The organism is Niabella ginsenosidivorans, assembly GCF_001654455.1.
Taxonomy (GTDB): domain Bacteria; phylum Bacteroidota; class Bacteroidia; order Chitinophagales; family Chitinophagaceae; genus Niabella; species Niabella ginsenosidivorans.
Genome location: NZ_CP015772.1, coordinates 2,077,155 through 2,097,795, shown reverse-complemented (window position 1 = coordinate 2,097,795; position 20,641 = coordinate 2,077,155). Strand labels below are relative to the sequence as shown.

The 20,641-nt window shown below is 43.9% G+C and carries 20 protein-coding genes and 1 other RNA gene; 7 read left to right on the top strand and 14 right to left on the bottom strand.

The annotated features are described in order from the left end of the window. Positions 1–62: 62 nt before the first annotated feature. Entirely contained in the window at positions 63–1,283 is a 1,221-nt protein-coding gene (locus A8C56_RS08780) for a 6-phosphofructokinase (RefSeq protein ID WP_067754641.1), read from the top strand. A gap of 141 nt (positions 1,284–1,424) precedes the next feature. Further along, entirely contained in the window at positions 1,425–2,921 is a 1,497-nt protein-coding gene (gene pyk, locus A8C56_RS08775; RefSeq protein ID WP_067754638.1) for a pyruvate kinase, read from the top strand. A gap of 409 nt (positions 2,922–3,330) precedes the next feature. On the opposite strand, the gene A8C56_RS08770 is transcribed toward pyk, so the two are convergent. The 13 genes from A8C56_RS08770 to A8C56_RS08715 form a co-directional block, all read right to left on the bottom strand. Next, positions 3,331–3,522: an Arc family DNA binding domain-containing protein gene (locus A8C56_RS08770; RefSeq protein ID WP_067754635.1), complete on the bottom strand. Its 192-nt coding sequence runs from the start codon at positions 3,520–3,522 to the stop codon at positions 3,331–3,333. Positions 3,523–3,540: 18 nt separating this feature from the next. Then, positions 3,541–4,404, bottom strand: coding sequence for an SPFH domain-containing protein (locus A8C56_RS08765; protein ID WP_067754632.1), 864 nt, complete (start codon positions 4,402–4,404; stop codon positions 3,541–3,543). Positions 4,405–4,482: 78 nt separating this feature from the next. Continuing rightward, positions 4,483–5,304: an SGNH/GDSL hydrolase family protein gene (locus A8C56_RS08760; RefSeq protein WP_067754629.1), complete on the bottom strand. Its 822-nt coding sequence runs from the start codon at positions 5,302–5,304 to the stop codon at positions 4,483–4,485. Positions 5,305–5,817: 513 nt separating this feature from the next. Beyond that, positions 5,818–6,223, bottom strand: an RNA gene (gene rnpB, locus A8C56_RS08755) — RNase P RNA component class A. A gap of 77 nt (positions 6,224–6,300) precedes the next feature. Further along, positions 6,301–7,326: a Smr/MutS family protein gene (locus tag A8C56_RS08750; RefSeq protein ID WP_067761792.1), complete on the bottom strand. Its 1,026-nt coding sequence runs from the start codon at positions 7,324–7,326 to the stop codon at positions 6,301–6,303. 138 nt (positions 7,327–7,464) lie between these two features. Next, complete coding sequence (locus A8C56_RS08745; protein WP_067754627.1) at positions 7,465–9,162, bottom strand: amino acid permease; 1,698 nt, start codon at positions 9,160–9,162, stop codon at positions 7,465–7,467. A 58-nt stretch (positions 9,163–9,220) separates the two neighbouring features. Then, complete coding sequence (locus tag A8C56_RS08740; RefSeq protein ID WP_067754624.1) at positions 9,221–10,186, bottom strand: polyprenyl synthetase family protein; 966 nt, start codon at positions 10,184–10,186, stop codon at positions 9,221–9,223. A 100-nt stretch (positions 10,187–10,286) separates the two neighbouring features. Beyond that, positions 10,287–10,406 (bottom strand): hypothetical protein, encoded by a 120-nt coding sequence (locus A8C56_RS25485; RefSeq protein ID WP_157098105.1) that lies wholly within the window; start codon positions 10,404–10,406, stop codon positions 10,287–10,289. A gap of 204 nt (positions 10,407–10,610) precedes the next feature. Further along, positions 10,611–12,638, bottom strand: a complete 2,028-nt coding sequence (gene rnr, locus A8C56_RS08735) for a ribonuclease R (RefSeq protein ID WP_067754621.1) — start codon at positions 12,636–12,638, stop codon at positions 10,611–10,613. Next, the gene (gene lpxK, locus A8C56_RS08730; RefSeq protein WP_067754618.1) at positions 12,635–13,714 is read right to left on the bottom strand and encodes a tetraacyldisaccharide 4'-kinase; all 1,080 of its coding nucleotides are present in this window, start codon (positions 13,712–13,714) and stop codon (positions 12,635–12,637) included. The genes rnr and lpxK overlap by 4 nt, the downstream gene beginning before the upstream one ends. After that, the gene (locus tag A8C56_RS08725) at positions 13,704–14,273 is read right to left on the bottom strand and encodes a 5-formyltetrahydrofolate cyclo-ligase (RefSeq protein ID WP_067754615.1); all 570 of its coding nucleotides are present in this window, start codon (positions 14,271–14,273) and stop codon (positions 13,704–13,706) included. Before A8C56_RS08725 ends, lpxK begins: the two co-directional genes overlap by 11 nt. Before the next feature lie 100 nt (positions 14,274–14,373). Further along, positions 14,374–14,913: an RsmD family RNA methyltransferase gene (locus A8C56_RS08720; RefSeq protein ID WP_067754612.1), complete on the bottom strand. Its 540-nt coding sequence runs from the start codon at positions 14,911–14,913 to the stop codon at positions 14,374–14,376. Further along, positions 14,901–15,704, bottom strand: a complete 804-nt coding sequence (locus A8C56_RS08715) for a DUF3822 family protein (RefSeq protein ID WP_067754609.1) — start codon at positions 15,702–15,704, stop codon at positions 14,901–14,903. The genes A8C56_RS08720 and A8C56_RS08715 overlap by 13 nt, the downstream gene beginning before the upstream one ends. Positions 15,705–16,001: 297 nt before the next feature. On the opposite strand from A8C56_RS08715, the gene A8C56_RS08705 reads away from it, so the two are divergent. Beyond that, positions 16,002–16,322 (top strand): hypothetical protein, encoded by a 321-nt coding sequence (locus A8C56_RS08705; protein WP_067754604.1) that lies wholly within the window; start codon positions 16,002–16,004, stop codon positions 16,320–16,322. Between the two features lie 19 nt (positions 16,323–16,341). Continuing rightward, the gene (locus tag A8C56_RS08700) at positions 16,342–16,848 is read left to right on the top strand and encodes a DUF6438 domain-containing protein (RefSeq protein ID WP_067754601.1); all 507 of its coding nucleotides are present in this window, start codon (positions 16,342–16,344) and stop codon (positions 16,846–16,848) included. A gap of 177 nt (positions 16,849–17,025) precedes the next feature. Here the strand turns inward: A8C56_RS08700 and A8C56_RS08695 are convergent, their stop codons facing one another. Continuing rightward, on the bottom strand, positions 17,026–18,261 hold the full coding sequence (locus A8C56_RS08695; protein WP_067754598.1) for an exo-beta-N-acetylmuramidase NamZ family protein: 1,236 nt from the start codon (positions 18,259–18,261) through the stop codon (positions 17,026–17,028). 215 nt (positions 18,262–18,476) lie between these two features. Between A8C56_RS08695 and A8C56_RS24415 the strand changes: the two genes are divergently transcribed. The 3 genes from A8C56_RS24415 (at position 18,477) to A8C56_RS08685 (ending at position 20,543) form a co-directional block, all read left to right on the top strand. Further along, entirely contained in the window at positions 18,477–18,719 is a 243-nt protein-coding gene (locus tag A8C56_RS24415; RefSeq protein WP_157097925.1) for a hypothetical protein, read from the top strand. Between the two features lie 19 nt (positions 18,720–18,738). Next, entirely contained in the window at positions 18,739–19,242 is a 504-nt protein-coding gene (locus A8C56_RS08690; RefSeq protein WP_067754596.1) for a putative polyvalent protein kinase domain-containing protein, read from the top strand. Between the two features lie 113 nt (positions 19,243–19,355). After that, positions 19,356–20,543, top strand: coding sequence for a thiolase family protein (locus tag A8C56_RS08685; RefSeq protein WP_067754593.1), 1,188 nt, complete (start codon positions 19,356–19,358; stop codon positions 20,541–20,543). The last annotated feature ends 98 nt before the right edge of the window (positions 20,544–20,641 follow it).

Here is a 20,641-nt window from a genome sequence, read left to right as displayed (position 1 = left end):
TTATCAGCAAAAACGTCAATTTCACTTATATTTGCGCCACTTAAGAACATTAAAACTTGTATATGCAGAAAAGTATTGTAATTCTTGCCGGTGGCGGGCCGGCTCCTGGTATTAACACAGTGATCGGGTCTGTAGCCAAAACCTTCCTTAACGATGGCTATCGTGTAATTGGCCTGCATGATGGATATAAAAACCTTTTTAATGGAAAGGGAGTAACTACAGATATTGATTTTAAGCTGGCAGATGATATTTTCAGCCGCGGTGGCTCCTTTCTGCGGATGAGCCGTTACAAACCAAAAGATAATGAATTTACAAGCGACTTTTTTGAGCAGAACAACATACAATTGCTGGTAACCATCGGTGGTGACGATACGGCTTCTACTGCCAACCGTATTGCAAAATTCCTTACAGATAAGAATGTTCCGGTTAAAAATATCCACGTTCCGAAAACCATTGATAATGACCTGCCGCTTCCTTATGGCCAGCCAACCTTTGGTTATCAAAGTGCCCGTGAAGAAGGGGTAAAACTGGGAAAAACAATCTATGAAGATGCGCGTACCTCCGGTAACTGGTTTGTAGTTTCAGCAATGGGCCGTGAAGCAGGGCACCTGGCCTTTGGTATTGGTGTTGCCTGTCATTACCCGATGATTGTAATACCGGAAATGTTTAACAAAACAAAACTCACATTAGATAAGATCACCAAACTGATCGTATCTTCTATCGTAAAGAGAAATATCCTGGATATCCCTTATGGGGTGGCTGTTGTAAGCGAAGGCGTTTTCCATTTTATGAGCGATGACGACATCAAGGAATCCGGGATCCAGTTTACTTACGACGATCACGGGCACCCGGAACTGGGAAATGTAAGTAAAGCGCATATTTACAATATCCTTTTACAGAATGAACTCAAAAAGCTGAATATTGCGGTAAAAAGCCGGCCGGTTGAACTGGGATATGAACTGCGCTGCCTGGCTCCTACAGCTTATGACCTGGAATATTGCACGTTCCTTGGATTTGGTGTAAAGCAACTGTTTGACCAGGGCGTTACCGGGGCCGTGGTTACAGCTGATGCAACAGGTAATGTAACGCCTCTGTACCTGAAAGATGTGGCAGACGAAAAAGGAAAGGTAAAACCACGGTTGATCGATATAGACAGCCCTGATGCAAAAACCGTATTTGCCCACACATTACACTATTTAACAGAAGCAGATAAAGAAGCTGCTAAAAAATACCTTTCCAACCCGGATGAATATATTTTCAATAATATCCTGGAGTGGAAATAAAAAAAAACTGCAAAAACAAAAAACCGCCTGTTCAGAGCGGTTTTTTGTTTTTATTTTGTAGATTTCAATTTTGAACAGAATTGGATTATTTATCAGATATTGCAGCGTTAATTCAGAGCACGCATATTAATTAAAATGAACATGACAGAAACTCGAAAAGTCCGGAAAAAAACATTATTGCCTGTTGAACCGACCAATACAGATCACAGCTTTAATCGCACAAAAATCGTAGCCACTGTAGGCCCGGCCTGTAATACCTACGACAAACTATTGGATCTTGTAAAAGCCGGTGTGAACGTTTTCCGGCTGAACTTTTCCCATGGGGTGCATGAGGAAAAAAAGCAGATCATTGAATACATCCGCGAGATTAACCGTAAAGAAAAAACAGCGGTGGCCATACTGGGCGACCTGCAGGGGCCCAAGCTGCGGGTGGGCGATATGGAAGGAGGCGGCATCACTGTTGAGCCCGGGGATACCTTCATTTTTACCAACAAAAAAATGGTGGGGAACAAGGAAAAGATATACATCTCCTACCCTAACTTCCATAAAGACGTAAAGGTGGGGAACAAAATAATGATCGATGATGGCAAGCTGGAAGTGATTGTACGCAAAATACTGCCCAATAATGATGTGAAGGTGGAAGTAGTGCTGGGCGGGTTTCTTTCCTCTAAAAAAGGCGTCAACCTGCCGGATACAAAAATCTCCCTGCCAGCATTAACGCCCAAAGATCTTCAGGATCTTGATTTTATCATGAAAGAGCAACTGGGATGGGTAGCCCTGTCTTTTGTACGGCAGGTAGATGATATTAAAAAACTCCGTAAGATCCTTGACCGGAATAAAAGCAAGGCAAAAGTAATCGCCAAAATTGAAATGCCGGAAGCGATTCCCAATATCCGGGAGATCATTCACGCTTCAGACGGTATTATGATCGCACGGGGCGATCTGGGCGTGGAACTGCCTGTTGAAAAGGTTCCCCTGATCCAGAAAAGCATTATCCGCAAGTGCATTCACAGGGCAAAACCTGTTATTGTAGCCACGCAGATGATGGAAAGCATGATCGACCGCTCCAAGCCCAACCGTTCGGAAATTACGGATGTAGCCAATGCCGTGCTGGAAGGTGCTGATGCCGTTATGCTGAGCGCAGAGACCGCAAGCGGCAAGCATCCTACATTAGTGGTGCAAACCATGCGGAAGATCATTCTGGAAATTGAAAAAACAGAATATCATTATGATCTTTCCAATGAGCTGCAGCCACAGCCGCATTCTCCCTCACTTTCCAGCGATGCCATCTGTTACAATGCCTGTAACCTGGCAAAGGATATTATGGCAGACGGGCTGATCGGCATGACGCAAAGCGGGTATACCGGTTTTATGCTGAGCAGCTACCGGCCAAAAGTGCCGCTGTATGTATTTACAAAGAATCTCAGTCTTATAACCCAATTGAGCCTTAGCTGGGGAATACGGGCATTTTTCTATGATGACGATCAGCATGACCTGGATACGATTTTTTCAGACCAGATCAATATTCTTAAGAAAAACGGTTTCCTAAAACGGGGCGATACGGTAGTAAGTACAGGAAGCACGCCTGTTCACTTAAAATTACGTACCAATACGATAAAAGTTACAGACGTCCAATAAAATAAAAGCCTCCTTACCGGGAGGCTTTCTTATTTAAAGTTGAGGCTGTATCAAAAGAAAGAAATCGTCATATCGAAGCCTGCCCGAATGGTACAGGCGGATGTTGCGCTGCCAATGACAGATGGAGTTATGCATTGAGGATCAATGATACTTTCGTCATCCGAATGTTCGGATCCGAGCGAAGCCCCAGCCCCTGCCGGCCGGTAGGCGGGGAGGGCTCTCTGAAAAATTGAAGTGTTCGATAATTGAGAGATCCTTCGGCTCCACTTCGTTGCGCAGGATGACGATAGGAAAATTTGTCATTGCCTCATTGATTAGATTCTCTATAAAAAACTCGAAATGACGACTTTTGATACAGCTTCTTCTTATTTAAAAGTTGTCGTTGCTGCCATTCATTATAGTAACCAGCTCATTCTTTTTTTACCGGCCCGGACGCATTGCCCGTATCCTTTGTTTTTTTCCGGCCGGATTGGACCAGTGCCTGCTGGAGTAAATACTCTATTTGCCCGTTCACGCTTCTGAATTCATCTGAAGCCCATTTTTCCAGTAAGGTATAGGTGGCCTGATCTATTCTCAATATGAAACTCTTCCGCTCCTTCAAACCCTTTTTTCTTTTTTGTTATTGATAAAGCGTTCCTGCATTTAATACGGGCGTGGCCGCTTTTTCACCACAGAGCACCACCATCAGGTTGCTGACCATTGCCGCCTTGCGTTCGTCATCCAGCACAACGATATTTTCTTCTGACAGCTTTTTTAAGGCCATATCCACCATTCCTACTGCGCCTTCCACAATTTTGGCGCGGGCAGCAACAATTGCCGTGGCCTGCTGCCGTTGCAGCATCGCCCCTGCTATTTCAGGTGCATAGGCCAGGTGGCTGATGCGCGCTTCCTGTATCAGGATACCGGCGGGCTCCAGCCGTTCTGTCAGTTCCTGTTCCAGGATCTTATTGACCTTATCGCCTCCATCTCTTAAGGTCATATCCGCATTCTCGTCCTCAATGCTATCGTAAGCAAAGCTCACTGCCAGGTGGCGGATCGCCGCTTCACTTTGTGTGCGCACATAATCCATATAATTGGCCACCTGGTAAGCGGCTTTATAGGTATCGCCCACACGCCATACAATAACGGCGCCGATCTCTATCGGATTCCCCATTTTGTCGTTTACTTTTAAGGTCTGCCCCTGGAAGTTCTGGTAGCGCAGGCTGATGTTGTAGCTGGAATACAGTGGGTTCACAAAAAACAGCCCGTTCTCTTTTACAGAGCCAACATATTTTCCAAAAAAGTTAAGCACTCTTGAATGATTCGGCTGAATGATCATAAGGCCCTTGATAAAAAAGATACCCAGTAAAACAAAGAGCACTCCTCCTATGATATAGGTTAGTTGCTGGCTGGCATTCAGGAACAGGTATATGCCTGCTCCTATTGATGCTATGGCAATTATTAAAGCGAGGTAACCCGATAAGGGCTTCATAATTTTTTCCATAATTTTAGTTTGATATTAAAGTGATATCATAAAGATATGTATAATCCCTATGAAACAAAAAAATATATTCTGGAAAGCTTATTTTTTAAGCTGCGCAATGATGCGTTGCGCAATAATGGCATTTCCCTTGTCAGACGGATGTAATCCGTCAAAAGTGAGCCCGATGGCTTCTTTTGGATAAGGGTATTCATCTTTTCCAGGATCAAAAGGGATCGTTTCAAATTCCGGGTACCGGTAATTCTGATAGTTACCCGTGGCAGGATTCCTGAGGCGTTTGAATTTTACAAGTTTGCTTTCGGGAAGCTCCGGGTCATTATACAGGTCAATGACGCCGAGCTGCTCCTGTTTGCCAATGTTCCGTATAGCAGCTGCCACGGCTGCCAGGGTTTGCCCGTTCTTTTCTTTGTAAGAGCCCCAGGCATTATTTTTCATATTGAACAGGTACACGAAGTCGGTTCTTTTCATAGGAGTGATCAGCAGGATACGGGCTTTATTATTGATGGCTCTTAACCGGTCAACAATGATCCTGAACGAACCGTAAATAGTGTTATTGCCCGTGTTCGTTTTATAATCTTCAATAGTGCCAACGGGCCTTCCCTGCCACCAGTCATTGGTGCCAAGAAAAATGGTATAGACATCCGCATACGGGATATGCAATGAATCAAAGTTCTGGGCAATGCCTGCGGATGTCCACCCGTTATAGCCCTTGTTCCGGGCATGTACAAAAGGCAATTGCTCTGTAACCCTTGTCAGGTACCCCTTTGATACCCGGTGGCCGGTCTCCTCCAAATGATCATTCAGATAAGTGATGCTGTCGCCGATGGCCACCCATTTTATTTCCCGCTGCTTAAAGGCTGCCAGGGCTAACAGAATGATGCAACCTGCTATTATTTTTTTCATTGGCTTTTGAATATTGTAGGTAATAAGATCAGGTTTGGGGCCCGCACTGAAACAGGATACAAACCGTCATAAAGCTTTTCCTGCCAAAGTTATATAAAGCTGGTATCAATTTTATTAAAACGAATATGCCTCCGGATGGATCTGTGCCGTGCTATAGCCGTCAATCTAAAGAGCGGGAGCATCATTTTTGTACGTCGCTGTCAGGAATGTTTCTTTTGCTAAAGAATTATGCTGCGCCCGTGGCACCCAAGGCTTCACAGAGATGCCTTAAGTGCCGGAATAAATTCCGGAGTTGTTCTAAAAGATCAGGCCGGGGGCTATTAGAGATTAAAAAGTGCACTGGAGAATTGCTATAATAATTGAGGGTAGCTATAAACAGGGAACTTCAGTTCGTTGTTAAAATGACTGTAATAACAGCCGTAACCCTATCATTAGGAGTGCCCTGCAGGGATAATTTCCCATTTCACGGGGGGCATTTGCCGGTGTTATCATAATTACCGGGGAGAATAAAAAAAATGTTACAAGCCTGTAAGCCGGATTCTGTATCCCGCTCGGGGCGGGACGGTTATCATTTATCTGTTCAAAGAGTTACCTCAATGAATCAATCTGCCTACCCTTCCCGCCACCCCGTCAAAGACGGGATAGTAAACGAGCAGCTTACCGGGATCACCCAAAGATAATCCTCAGCGGGGTTTACATGGCATTTCAGCATGCAAGGTTTACCCGTGTTTATTATTACTAATAAACACCGTGAGCTCTTACCCCACGTTTTCACCCTCGTCCCGTACGGGACAGTTATTTTCTGTGGCACTCTCTATTCCTGTTTTAAACAGGGCCCGGCTATTCACCGGTGCATTGCTCTGTGCTGTCCGGACTTTCCTTCCCCGCCTGTGGCGGAAACGATAACCCGGCTTGTAACGGTGCAAATTTAGAATGTAAAAAGCAAAAAGTAAAATGTAAAAGCGCTGGCGCCGGCTGCAGACCTTTCCCTACTCTTTAATACTTAAAATAAATTTCGGTAGCGCCATAGCCATAGGAAGGATGATACTGGTTCACAAAATAGCTGACCTCTTTTTTATGACGCAATGCATCATGTATCTCATCGCGCAGCTTACCGGTGCCCACACCGTGAATGATCGTAAGCATCGGCTGCATATGGGTTACGGCCAGGTTATAGTACTTTTCAAAAGTATCCAGTTGCAGGGTAAGCATTTCAAAATTGTTCATACGCGAATGATCGTCTGTCAGCTTATCAATATGCAGGTCTACAACGGTTCTTGCAGGTTCCAGGTGTTTACGGGCTTCCTGTGCATTGTATACTTTGAACTTCTGGCCAAGCTTGCTCAAAGAAATATCCATGGGGGCTTCTTCCATGGCTTTATCAGGATATACATCAAAAAGCTTATAGGAAAAGGTGGCCTGGTTTTTCTGCCGCAGCTCTTCAATTTTTGCAAAAAGCTGTTTTGGCTTCAGCTTAACAGCCGTTTCAAAATGAGTTGCTTTTGATTTTTCGGGCCTGGCTAATGTAAATTCGAAATCAAACGAAGGGCTGTCGCTCACATCCCCGAAAGGAATATCATGCATATAAAAATGCTGAAAAGGCAGAAGGGTATTTTTTAATTCAAATTCGGGCTCACCAAAAAAGTTCAGTGCATATTTAAAATTATAGGCAGTGCCTGTATTATTAACAAGATGCACTTTTAAAAGCTCTACCACCTCATCTCCAAATTCGTCTGTATCAGACACCGGCAGGAAATTCAGCCATACCCCGTCTTCTTCTTTCTCCCCGGCAGGCTTTTTTTCTTTTTTCAGATCCTCAACAAACCGGCGGGCTTTGCCTTGCTGTTCTTTTTTCTTTTGTGTAAAATTCTTAAAATAAGGAAAATCGATCTGGTCTATGTAAACGGGAAACTGAACGCCCCGCACATCTACCATCACCATCTTATCATTGATAAAATCAACAATGATGCCTTCTTCTTCCGAATGTTGTATTAAAACCTTATCGCCTACCTGATATTTCACACGCAAATATAATTATTTCTGGTTCCTGCAAACACAATAGCACGCATTCGCCATTTTGAAATATGCGTGCAATACCGGTTCCTGACTGCTATAGATGCACGAATATGAGCTATACTGTTGTGCATTTGCAGCTAAAAATCAAGCCCTTTTCTTTGCCAGGTTGCTGTGCCGGTAGCCGTATAAAAAATAAATGATCAGCCCGATCGCCATCCACACAAAGAACCACAGCCAGCTTATGGCAGGAATTTCTATAAGCAGGTAGAGACAGGAAAGCACGCCCATTACAGGAACAAAAGAATAGCTGCGAAGAATCGTAAGTATTGTAATAACCGCCGCAATAACCAGAAATAACAGAAACAGCACTTCCTGGTAACTTTCGGTCCCTATATGCTCCAATGCGTTTACCAGCCGGCTGCGGAAGCAGTAGATGAATAATGCCAGCAAGAAAGGAACAATATACCGCCCGTTAATATAGGGAATTTTAAATTTGCCCGTTTCCTTTTTTACAGGGGGCAATACGAGTAAACCGCCTCCAACCAGAATAAATGCAAATAAGGTGCCGATGCTTGTGAGATCCGTTACCAGGCTGCTTTCCAGGAACAATGCGCCCAACCCCACGATAATACCAGTCAGCAGCGTTGAAAAAGAAGGCGTCTTGTATTTGGGATGTATTTTCCGGAAGATCTTTGGCAACAGTCCATCGCGGCTCATGCTCATCCAGATCCTGGGCTGGCCTATCTGAAAGACCAGCAATACAGATGTAGTGGCCACCACTGCGCTTACAGACACAATCTTCTCGATCCAGGGTGCCCGCTTCTCAAATACAAATGCCAGCGGATCTGTAACATCCTTAAAAGAAGAATACTTTTCAATTCCAGTTAAAACAAGCGCTACGGCAATATAGAGTACTGTGCAAATAACAAGGGAATAGATCATGCTTTTGGGCAGATCGCGCTGCGGATTGCGGCATTCCTCTGCTGTGGTTGAAATGGCATCAAACCCTATATAGGCGTAGAATACAGCCGATACACCTTTTAAAACTCCTTCAAAACGGTTGGGCAGAAAGGGAATCCAGTTATTGGTATCTACAAAAAAGGAACCGGCGACAATGATAAAGATAATGACTGCGATTTTAAAGAGCACCATAAAATTAGCAGACTGTTTACTTTCTTTAATGCCTACAAACGCCACCCAGGTGATCAGTGCAGTTATAAAAAATGCCGGCAAATTCAGGAACACCTTCATCCCTCCTATTTGCGGAGCTTCAGTATACGATTTAATGGCAAAGTTATAGCTGGAGATTTGCGCAGCTGTTAATGAGCCTGTGTTTTCAGATAAAGCCTTTACAGAGCTATGATAAGCATTCACCGCCGTTTCAGGATCAATAAGTAACCAGCCCGGTAAATGAATATGAAAAATATGCACCAGCAGGTTATTAAAATAGCCGCTCCAGGAAATGGCCACCACAATATTACCGATGGCATACTCCAGGATCAGCGCCCAGCCTATGACCCAGGCAATTACTTCACCAAAGCTGATATAAGAATAAGTATAGGCGCTGCCGGATACCGGTACCCTGCTTGCAAATTCAGCATAGCAAAGCGCAGAAAAGCCACAGGTAACGGCAGTTATGATAAACAGCAGGGAAACGCCCGGGCCACCGTGGTAAGCTGCACTGCCAATGGTGGAAAAGATCCCCGCCCCCACAACTGCTGCAATGCCCAGAAAAGTAAGATCCTTTACAGTTAGAATTTTATTGAGACTGTGGTGCCCTTCTTCATTGGGTTCAGCAAGAATGTTTTCTATCTTTTTCTTTCGAAAGATTGATGCTCCCATCTACGATGAATTTAGGTGAAAATATTATAAAAAAATAAGATCCGGGATTTTTTTTATCCTATTGCTCCCTTTTCACCAGTTTCTGGGCAAGCGCTTTCAGGGGAAGTTTTCTTTTTGAAAGAACAGCCATATCATCAAAATGCTCCAGGGCCTCATTCAGGAACCGGGTCTTCAGCTGCTGCGCCCAGTCATCTACCCCGCAATCCCTGTAGATCTTTAAGACCCTGGCAATCTTGTCGGGAGTATTCCCTTTCAGCAATGCCTCCAGCTCTTCCTTTTGTGCTCCTGTAGTTGTTTCCAGCGCTCTTATTAAAAGAAACGTCTTTTTATTGGCCAGGATATCACCGCCGGCCTGTTTTCCGAATTTTTCAGGATCGCCAAACGCATCCAGGTAATCGTCCTGTACCTGAAAAGCCAGCCCGATCTTTTTACCGGCCTGGTACAACAGATCCAGGTTCCCCAGACTGCCACCACCTAAAATACCGCCCATCTGTAAACTGGCAGCCAGGAGCACAGAAGTTTTCTGTGTGATCATTTTCAGATATTCATCAAAAGTTACCGGCTCCTTCTGTTCAAAGTCCATATCCAGCTGCTGCCCTTCACATACTTCAACAGCTGTGTGGTTAAACAGGTGCATGATTCTTTGTATCAAAGAGATATCGATGCTATTAATGTATTCATAAGCCCTGATCATCATTACGTCTCCTGCAAGAATGGCTGTGCTTTCATTGTAGCGGGTATGCACCGTTTGCTTTCCCCTTCTTAAAGGCGCTTTATCCATAATATCATCATGGATCAGCGTAAAGTTATGAAACAGCTCTATGGCACAGGCCACATTCCATGCATCCTGGTTTATTTCCCCAAACAGTTCATTAGCCATTAAACATAAAACAGGGCGCAGCCTTTTTCCGCCCAGTGATAAAAAATAATTATTCGGTTCATATAAGGTATGCGGCTCCTGCGGAAAATGCGCAATATCAAATTTTTCTGAAAACAGCGTGGATAATTCTTCAAATGTATGCATGCATCAAAAATAACGGTTCTTTATTAAATTAGAACCATTTGACCCGATCCCCTGCTATTTAACCAAAAGCGTTTCCGCCGGCATGCGCGGACCCGGACCATTATGTATGTTTATCCAATAGAGGATATTCAGCTGTAACCCGTATCAATGCCGCTGTATTATTTACTTCAAATTTTGCCGGAAGGTTTTTCCTGTGGCTGTTTACCGTAAGCGGGCTGATGTAAAGCTATACGGATAGTGCGCTTGTTCCGTTTAATCCCACCAATCATCAATATGATGATCTCCCGGCTAAGGACGGGTACAGCAAAACCTGTCAAAACAATGAGGGTTGTGTTCCAAAACTATTGGTTGAAAAATAAAATAAGGATGATGTAGATTCCCCTGCTTTAAAATGAGCATGCAATGATTTAATCCCTGTTATCAGCTACTTGCCGCCCTGCCTGCTGCCCTTTTGTCTGCTGCTTTTTCCTGATGACCGCTTCTTTCCCGGTTTTGATGATGAGGCGGGTTGCACCCAATGATAATCCAAATGTCTTTTTTCAAGATTAGCCGCTACTACCTGTATCCGTACCTTATCTCCCATTGTAAATTTAGTACCGGTGCGTAGCCCTATCAGCGCATAATCTGCCTCAGAATGCTTAAAGGTATCATACTCCGAGAGGCTGGCCATGCTGACCATACCCTCACACAAATGCGCAACCGTTTCTGCCCAGAAACCATACTTGGAAACACCGCTGATGATGGCATCAAACTCTTCGCCTACAAACTGCTGCATATATTCTACCTGCTTGTATTTATTAGCGCTGCGCTCCGCCTCCATAGCAGCCCGCTCCCGGTCGCTGCAATGTTTGCATTTTTCTTCCAGCTTCTTGTCCACCTTTGCCCTGTCTTCCAGGATGTCCAGCAGGATACGATGCACCATTATATCCGGGTAACGGCGGATCGGCGATGTAAAATGGCAGTAGTTTTCAAAGCCCAGCCCGTAATGCCCGATGTTGGATGAAGTGTATTTGGCCTTGGCCATGGTGCGGATACCCAGTTGCTGCAATACAGCCTCTTCCGGGCGTCCCTTGATATCTCTTAATAATTTATCAAAGGATGCGGCAATTGCTTCTGCGCTGGAGCTGTCAAATCGGTACCCGAACTTATTGGCAAAAGCAATAAACGGCAGCAGTTTTTCCTCATCTGGGGTATCATGAATCCGGTAAGGGAATGGTAATGTTTTATTATTGATTTTTACTTTAGATGCAGATTCAGCCACGTATTTATTAGCCAGGAGCATCAGTTCTTCAATAAGCTGGTTGGCTTCCTTGCTTACTTTTAAAACAATGCCTACAGGAGCACCATGCTCATCCAGCTTAAAACGTACTTCAGTAGAGTTAAAGTTGATAGCGCCTTCATCAAACCGGCTTTGCCTTAAGCGTTGAGCTAATTTATGCACGGTTAAAAGCACCTCCGCATTATCTCCTGTACCGGTTTCAATGATCTGCTGGGCATCTTCATAGGTATACCGCCTGTTGGAGCGGATCACTGTTTTGCCCAGCCAGTATTGTTTTACCTCTGCCTTCTCATTCAACTGGAAGATAGCAGAAAAGGCCAGTTTGTCTTCATCAGGCCGCAATGAACAAAGTACATTGGAAATATGCTCAGGCAGCATGGGGTTTACACGATCCGGCAGGTATACGGATGTTGCCCTGAAGTAGGCTTCATCGTCTAAAGCAGTGCCCGGCACCACATAATGGCTTACATCTGCAATGTGAACTCCTATTTCATAGTTTCCGTTCTTTAAAATACGAAAAGAGATGGCGTCATCAAAATCTTTTGCATCTTCGGGATCTATTGTAAATGTAAGGGTTCCCCGCACATCTTTTCGCTTGGAGAGCTCTTCCTTTGTAATAATATCCGAAATACGGCCTGCCACTTCCATAGCGGCATCAGAAAAAGTAAGCGGGAATCCTTTTTCCAGCAAGGTTTCTTTCATAGCAATATCACCTGCCTTTTCTTCATCCAGTACAGATACAATAGCGCCCACAGGACGTTTATCTTCTTTTTCCCAACGAAGTATTCTTGCCACTACTTTCTGGCCGTTCTTTGCATTGTTCAGATTTTCTGCAGGAATATAAATATCCGGCAATCCTTTTTCTTTATCGCCCAGCACAAATCCAAAGCCTCTGTTCATTTGCAGGGTTCCGATAAACTCAGTCCTTCCGCGCTGTACCACCTCCGTTATCTTTCCCTTTAGCTTGGCATCATATCCTGAGGTCAGTTTAACCCGCACCGTATCGCCATCCATTGCATTCTTCAGGTCTTCCGGGCGGATGAGAATATCTTCCTCAAGCCCTGGTACAATTACAAACCCTCTTCCGGATCTCGTAACTTCAAGCACCCCCTTCAGCAACGGCTCGCTTCCGGACGATGACCGGGACTTCTTTTTTTTTGTTTTTTTTGTCATGTTTTGTTTTTCTGTTTATCAACATTTCTGATAAAATCGTTGATCAAGATATTAAATTTCTCTGTTTCACCCAATAAAAAAGAATGGCTTACCGGTATGCACCAGGTATTGGCCCTTTCCAGTTGCGGTTGAAATTTCTGTAAACGGGCACCGTCTTTTTCAGTGGTAATAATAGCCGCAGTTCCGGGGGGAAACCGGTGATAGGCTTCCAGTATAGCCACAATATCCTTTTGCTCAAAGTCGTAATGATCTTCAAAATAAAACGTCCGGATATCTTTCTGATATTGCTGTAATTCCCTTTTTAAGGGCAATGGATTCGCTATCCCGGTAACAAGCAGCAGGTGCTGCACAGACTCAAAAAGCACTGGCGTGTTGCCAAAAAGCGTTTGGGGCTGGCCGTATTTTAAAGCAGCAAAAAAAACGGGCTGCCCGCTAACAGGTTGTAATTTATTGCAGGTTGCCCGGGCCTGTTCTGAGGTAAGATCTGGCGGGCATTTGGTCACTATGATACATTGAGCTCTCTTATAGTTCGATTTCAGATCGCGCAGCTGACCGGCAGGCAAATAATAATCATCCGCGAACAAATTACTGTATTCTGTCAGCAGAATATTGAACCCGGCCTGCAGGGCACGGTGCTGGAACGCATCGTCCAGAATGATCACCTCCGGCTTTTGTTGCCTGAGCAATGCTGCTACTGCTACAGCCCTTTGGGCTGACACAGCTATCGGCACCCCGGGAAATTTTTTATGCAACTGCATAGGTTCGTCACCAATATCATCGGCCGTTGTTGTTGCCGACGCCATTAAGAGGCCCTTTGTTTTTCTTTTATAGCCCCGGCTCACAACTGCTATACTGTACTGTTCTTTTAGTAACCGGACCAGGTACTCCACCATGGGTGATTTGCCGGTACCACCAACGGAAAGATTGCCTACGCAAATAAGGGGGAGCGAAAAACGGGTGGATCCTTTCAGCCCAGAATCATACAGGAAATTAAAAATGCGGACGCCTGCAACATAAAGCCATGAAATAGGTAGTAATAGTTTATTCTTTCTTTTAATGACGTTCTTAAAACTCATAAATCCGATGCGGAGTAATACAATAGTTTAAAGATACATCAAATTCATTGGTATCTTCAATATTTGCAACAGCCTCAAAATAGCTCAGCCCGATCTTTAACGCATCCGGCCGCACATTTTTGAGAAATTTATCGTAAACGCCTTTACCATAGCCTACCCGGTAACCCGCTTTGTCAAAACAAAGCAAGGGTACCAGGATGATGTCCAGCTCCCCGGGAGCTGCCGGAATGCCGTTTTCCGGCTCACTGATACCCTGCGGGTTTACCACAAAAAAAGTGGCATCATTGACCCAAACGGCTTTCATTGCTGCAATGGAGTGATCATACACAGGATATGCGATCTTTAACCCGGGATTGCTGAATTCCAGGTAGCCGATAATAGCATCGGGACTGATCTCTTTCCGGTTTTCAATAGCCGCATAGCTGAAAACGGAACGGACCGGCGGCAGAGATAATTGCTGGAACTGTATTAAGAGCAGATCGTCCCAGATCCTTTGCTCCCGCGGTGTAATAGCGGCACGCTTTTGACGGTATAATTTTCTGGCTTCAGATTTCAGCATAAAATATATGCAATATAAACAGCTTTCGCCTAAGGCTCACCAGTATGGCAGAAGCACCCTGCCCATTATTAGTTTAATGGCTGCTTAAGAACAATAAAGGCTAGCCATTTATAAACACAGAAAAAATAGTGGTGCCGTAATTTTTTTCGAAACTGTATTTTTCAAACTGCTTATAATCATTACGCGGTGTATGCTCCAGTACAAACCATCCTCCGGGGTTCAGCAACTGCCTTTGCACTATTATTTTAGGCAGTTCATCAATAGAAACCAAAGCATAGGGTGGCCCCGCAAAAATAAAATCATAAGAGCTGTGACAGGATTCCAGGTATTTAAAAACATCCATTTTTACAAATTGGATGTTCTCAATTTTCAGGGCAGCAGCTGTTTTTTTTATGAACTCAAACATGGTATGATCTTTTTCTACAATGGTCAGGTCGCCCGCTCCCCTGCTGGCCAGCTCATAGCTGATGCTGCCCGTGCCTCCAAAAAGATCCAGGGTTTTGATACCGTCAAAATCAATACGGTGCTGTAATACATTAAAGAGACCTTCTTTAGCCACATCTGTTGTAGGGCGTGTATAAGGCATTTTTGCAGGAGGGTTAATTTTCCGGCCTCCCAGCGCTCCTGCTATAATTCGCATATAGCTACCTGCTTTAATGTTGTGAAATAATGTGCCGGGTATTGCAGTTGCTGCTCATCTGCCCAGCCCGCTTTCATCAGCCGGATGTTCAGAAAATAATCATACAGCATCCGGTATAGCCTGGAATCTGAATCAATGAGCCCTGAAACATTCAGTTGTACTTCTGTTTGCGGCAGTTGGTGCACTTCTGCAATCTTTAACAGGTAAAACAGCAGATCTTCAGGAGCCTGATAAGTATAGTGCCGGGCTAAAAGCAACTGCCCATTCTTTGACGCAACAACGGAAAAATGATCATCAATGATATTGACTTCCATTATGGATGCAGCCCGATCTTTTAACAGCTCGGTGATCCGCACTGCCTGTAAATGCCAGTAAGCGGCGCCCGGTATATTATGAATACACTGGTTTAACAGGGAATACGGAACAGAATAGTTCAGTGCAATATTATTGTTGATCACTTCTGTTAAAATATGATCCTGCGGGTCAGCGCCAGCAAGGTGCAACAAGGCTTCGTTATCACCTTCATTTAAAAAAACAGGCAGTAATGTGTATGCCGGGAAATCAAAGGCAATGATCTTTTTTGCAAACTGCTGTTGTAAAAAAGGCAATTCCCCTAAAAGGGAGGATATATGGTTGTTGTGATCAACCTGGAACCATTTCAGCGCTCCGAGCTTGGATCCAAAGCCATCACAGATCGCGTATGCAAAATACCCCGGCCCGGCCTGTACTACAAGGGTCCCGTTTTCATGGTCAATAAAATATTCCCCGTTTATTTCAAATCTTGCCTGCATTTTTTTTAATTACCGGGCGTAAATATAGCCATTCTAAATACTTAGCAATAAAAAAATCCTTTGTATATTTGAACAGCAAACCTAATGAATGGACATAACTCAAATAGCAGGATATAAACGTTCTGTTGCTGCTGTTTGGGATCTGCACAATCTTGTTTTCCAAAATATCAATATAAGTCATTCATTAAAAGAATGTTCCGGAGCTGGTACTTCTAATATTTCAAAATATCTGTCCGGAACCGGTTTCCCTGTAATAAAACCTGTTTTGAATTATTCTGATTATTCTGGCCATAAATTATGGAAAGTTTTCGTTCAAAAGAAAGTATAACCGATATTAAAATTAGAGAAAACCTCCTAATTGGACTGGAAGTAGCAAAAAATACAGATACAATTTTGTCTACTGCATTTTTTATTTCAGTTATTCTGTTACATGAATTAGTGCATTTTCGCAGGTACAATAATAAATTAGACCGAACAGCAGCTGAAGATCTATATGAATATGGTTTTAAATTTGAACAACAGGCTTTTGGTCAAAGGATAAACCTTGGGAATAGTGCGCTTTGCTCTAAAAAATATCATTCTGATTTTCGGAATCTAAAACAGGAGATAGCTATTTAAACGTAAACTCTGTACAAAAATGTGGCAACTACTGGTTAGGCAGTTTATATTTTTAAGAATAATATTATTGTTTTTGTTGATCTTGGGTTCTTGTAATATAAAAAAACAACATTCCTTGCCTGAAGAGATCAATAAAATAACTATTGTTACGGGAGGATGTTATGGAGAATGTCCTTTTTTGGCAATTGCTATTGACAAATCTTTAAATTATAATTACTTCGGAGGCGAATATACAGAACTAAATGGGTTCTATACCGGTAAAGTCTCAAATGAGTTTTGGGATAGCGTCAGCCAGAAACTGGAAAGGATTCAATTTAAGCAATTGGACTCCCAATATATCAATTCACATGACGACATGAATATCCAGGTTGTTATTCAATATAATGATTCAATAAAAAAGATCAGGGCTCAATCTGCTGATCTGCTTGATTCGGTTCGGAAAATTTTATTCTGGCTTTTGGATAGCCGCACTAAACAAAAACTTGTACCCTCAAAGGATACAATCAGGTTTGAAACAAATGCTTAATATCTAGGGTATGGGCCTATTCCCTGAATGAGTATATAAATATAACTGTTCGCTGCGCTTACCTATAATGATTGGAAACACATTTTGCTCAACAGGAACTTTTGGCCGGCTCCTATCCTATTGTAGCCAGAGATTACAGAATACAGCTTTCCCGAAGAGCAGCTGGATGGAAATTTCTTATGGATACAGCAAATATTTTTCCCGCATTTTTTTATAGTTTGATAGTCCCGGTTCCCAGGAGGCCCGGATGGTTGCTTCTGATGCGCCCTCAATGATCTGCTGACGGAATAAACCACTCCCGATCAGGTTTTCGATTTTACCCATTTGATTGCTCAATTTGGAATCAAAGAATTTTTCCTTATGCGGTGACGCTTTATACAATTCCATGATCCATTGCAAATTGATCTTTCCGCTTTTACGAAGCTTCTCTGTATCATAGTTCCGGAGGTCCAGCCCATAACAAACCTGGTTCATAAATAAAGGAGTTTCAGCCATGCCTTTTATGGAAACCGGCGTAAAATGAAAGGTATATTTCCCTTTCAGTTCAGGGCTGCCTAATACAGTAAACGGGAACTGTGTGCCCCTGCCCAGATTGATATAAGTACCCTCAAACATACAGGTTGAGGGGTATAATAAAACCGCCTGCTGTGTATTCAGGTTAGGAGATGGCTTTACAGGCAATGTATAAGGCATCGCATGATTATAATGGGTTACTTTGATAATTTTCAGGCGACATTTTTCTTTGTTGGCCAGCCATCCTTCTCCGTTGGCCATCTGGGCAAATTCTGCAACAGTTAAACCATGCGACATCGGGATCGGGAACATACCGATGCCGGATTTATATTTCATGTCCAGTACAGGCCCATCAATAAGATAGCCATTAGGGTTAGGCCGGTCAAGGATCAGCATTTCTTTATTATTTTCAGCACAGGCTTCCATCAATCGCGCCAGTGCATTAATGTTGGTGTAAAAACGCACGCCTACATCCTGCAGATCATAAACAAGGACATCCACATCAGCCATATCCTCTTTGCTGGGCTTATGTTTAGAGCCATATAACGAAATGATCGGGATACCCGTAGCCGGATCGGTCTCATCTTTAACTTTAGCACCGGCACTTGCATTTCCCCTGAAACCATGCTCAGGACCAAACACCTTTACAATATGTATTCCCAGGCTTTTGAGACTGTCTACCAGGTGTTTTTTCCCTATTATGGATGTAGGATTGGCCATTACTGCAACCCGCTTTCCTCTCAGATAGGGCACATATAATTCTGTTTGGTCTGCCCCTGTTTTAATATCAGGTTCACGGAACTGGTTGTTCCTTTCATTGTTTTTAATTGCAGGAGCCTTCATAAAGGAACAGAATAATAATCCGGCAACAAACAACCATTGTATGGTATTCCATTTCATCGGACTAAAATACAAAAGGATTGGCGATTGGGATGAAAAAAACGGGGAATTTCTTAACAGCGGTTTTGTTTTCCACAAATGAGTTTTATGCTGAAAACACGAGTACATTTGTGGAAGCCTTCGGCTGATGATACCATTGCCGTATGGTTTTATTTTGCTAACTTTAATATTGAAAGACATCATGAATATTGTTAGCCCAAACGGAACAATTAATTATGGAGCACTTAACAGACAAACAGATACCGTTCTTAACGGACGACAGTACATTAACACCTTATCACTGGCAGAGGAGTATGGCCGCCTTGCAGGAGGCAGAAGAAATGTTGAAGCATCCTTACTCTTACGAGCAGGCGCTGGAGCAGGTAAGAAAAGGAGAAGAAATGCGCCGGAGGGAACAGGAAGAGCTGAACAGGAGCAACTCCTTGAAGCCTACGCAAAATATGCCGGTATCTGGGTAGAGCCTGCAGCCATCAAAGAATGGAACTTCATCAGATCGGCCAGGAAAATCGGGTATATTTTGCCGGGGATCATGTTTTGAAAGTCGGGTACAACTATCTGAAATTCTATGAAACACCGATCCGTTTTCTGGACAATAAAATAGCGCTCCACAATTACCTGTTTCCGGATACCAGGCTTGAATTGACAGGGTTTACCCACACCTACGACACGAATAATGAAAATGCAATTGTTTTTGCACCAATATTCAAACAAAGATATGTTAAGGGGAATGTGTTATCTTTTTCGGAAGTGGATGCCTTTCAGGAAGAATTAGTCAGACGAGGCTTTACCAACTGGGCCGGTCCCGCCTTATATACCGGCAGGGATTATATCATTAAGGATATGCATATTGACAATATAATGCTGACCGACCAGAGAAACTATCGCTTTATTGACACTGTGCCTTTTTTAAACACTCCTGAATTAGGTTATGGTGGAACAAGGGAATATGGAGATGCGAAGGTCCGTAAAATTCCGGTTTAGTACCAGGAGGCTTACTGAAATCACTAAAACCTTCAAGACCACCAGCCCAACACTAACAGCCGTTAACAACATTGATTAAATTGCCTACATTTGTCAAAATCAGAGTTGTCATTATGTTACCAAAAGAAGTATATATTATTGCAGCGGTGCGCACGCCTTTAGGAAGCTTTGGCGGTGCGTTAAAGGATATAAGCGCTATACAACTGGGCGCTGCTGCTATTAAAGGGGCACTGGAAAAAGCCGGTTTGAATGCGGATAAGGTTAATGATGTGCTTATGGGCTGCGTACTGCAGGCTAATCTGGGCCAGGCACCGGCACGCCAGGCGGCAAAGCTGGCTGGCCTGCCCGATCAGGTGAACTGTACTACTATAAACAAAGTGTGCGCCAGCGGTATGAAAGCCGTTGCCGGTGCAGCTCAAAGCATTGCATTAGGTGATGCGGATATTGTAGTGGCCGGCGGCATGGAAAGCATGAGCAACGTACCGTTTTACCTGGACAAGCTGCGCTGGGGCAATAAATACGGGAATACAGCGGCTATTGACGGATTGGCCAGAGACGGACTAACCGATGCCTATGATGGGCAGGCCATGGGTATGGCAGCTGAATTGTGCGCCGCGGAATGCGGTATAACAAGAGAAGAACAGGACGCTTTTGCTATGGAAAGTTACAGGCGCAGCCAGGCAGCATGGGAAGCGGGGAAATTCAATGAGGAAGTGATTCCTGTAGCAATCCCTTCCCGCAAGGGCGACCCTGCTCTTTTTTCAAAAGATGAAGAGCCGTTTAATGTAAAATTTGATAAGGTGGCTTCACTGAAACCGGCTTTTAAAAAAGACGGATCTGTAACCGCAGCCAATGCCAGCACCATGAATGATGGTGCCGCCGCATTAGTGCTGATGAGCAGGGAAAAAGCAGACGAACTGGGTCTAAAGCCGATAGCGAAGATCCTGTCCTTTGCAGATGCGGAGCAGGCGCCTGAGTGGTTTACGACCACACCTTCCCTGGCTGTACCCAAAGCAGTGGTAAAAGCAGGGTTAAAAATGGAAGAGATCAATTACTGGGAACTGAACGAGGCGTTTAGCGTGGTGGGTATTGAAAATACGCGCCGCATGCAATTAGATCCTGCCAAAGTGAATGTTAATGGTGGCGCGGTTTCCATCGGTCACCCTCTGGGCGCCAGCGGCGCACGGATCCTTGTTACGCTTATCCATGTGCTACAGCAAAACAATGCCCGTTATGGCGCCGCCGGAATCTGTAATGGTGGTGGCGGCGCCAGCGCTATGGTCATTGAACGTATTGTATGACTCAATCACAATGCGGCTATTACGCTTCAAGTGAGTAACAGCTTCTCTACTGCTTATTGGTGTATTCCTGGCTTTTAGCTGGGCTGTCTGAAATCAAT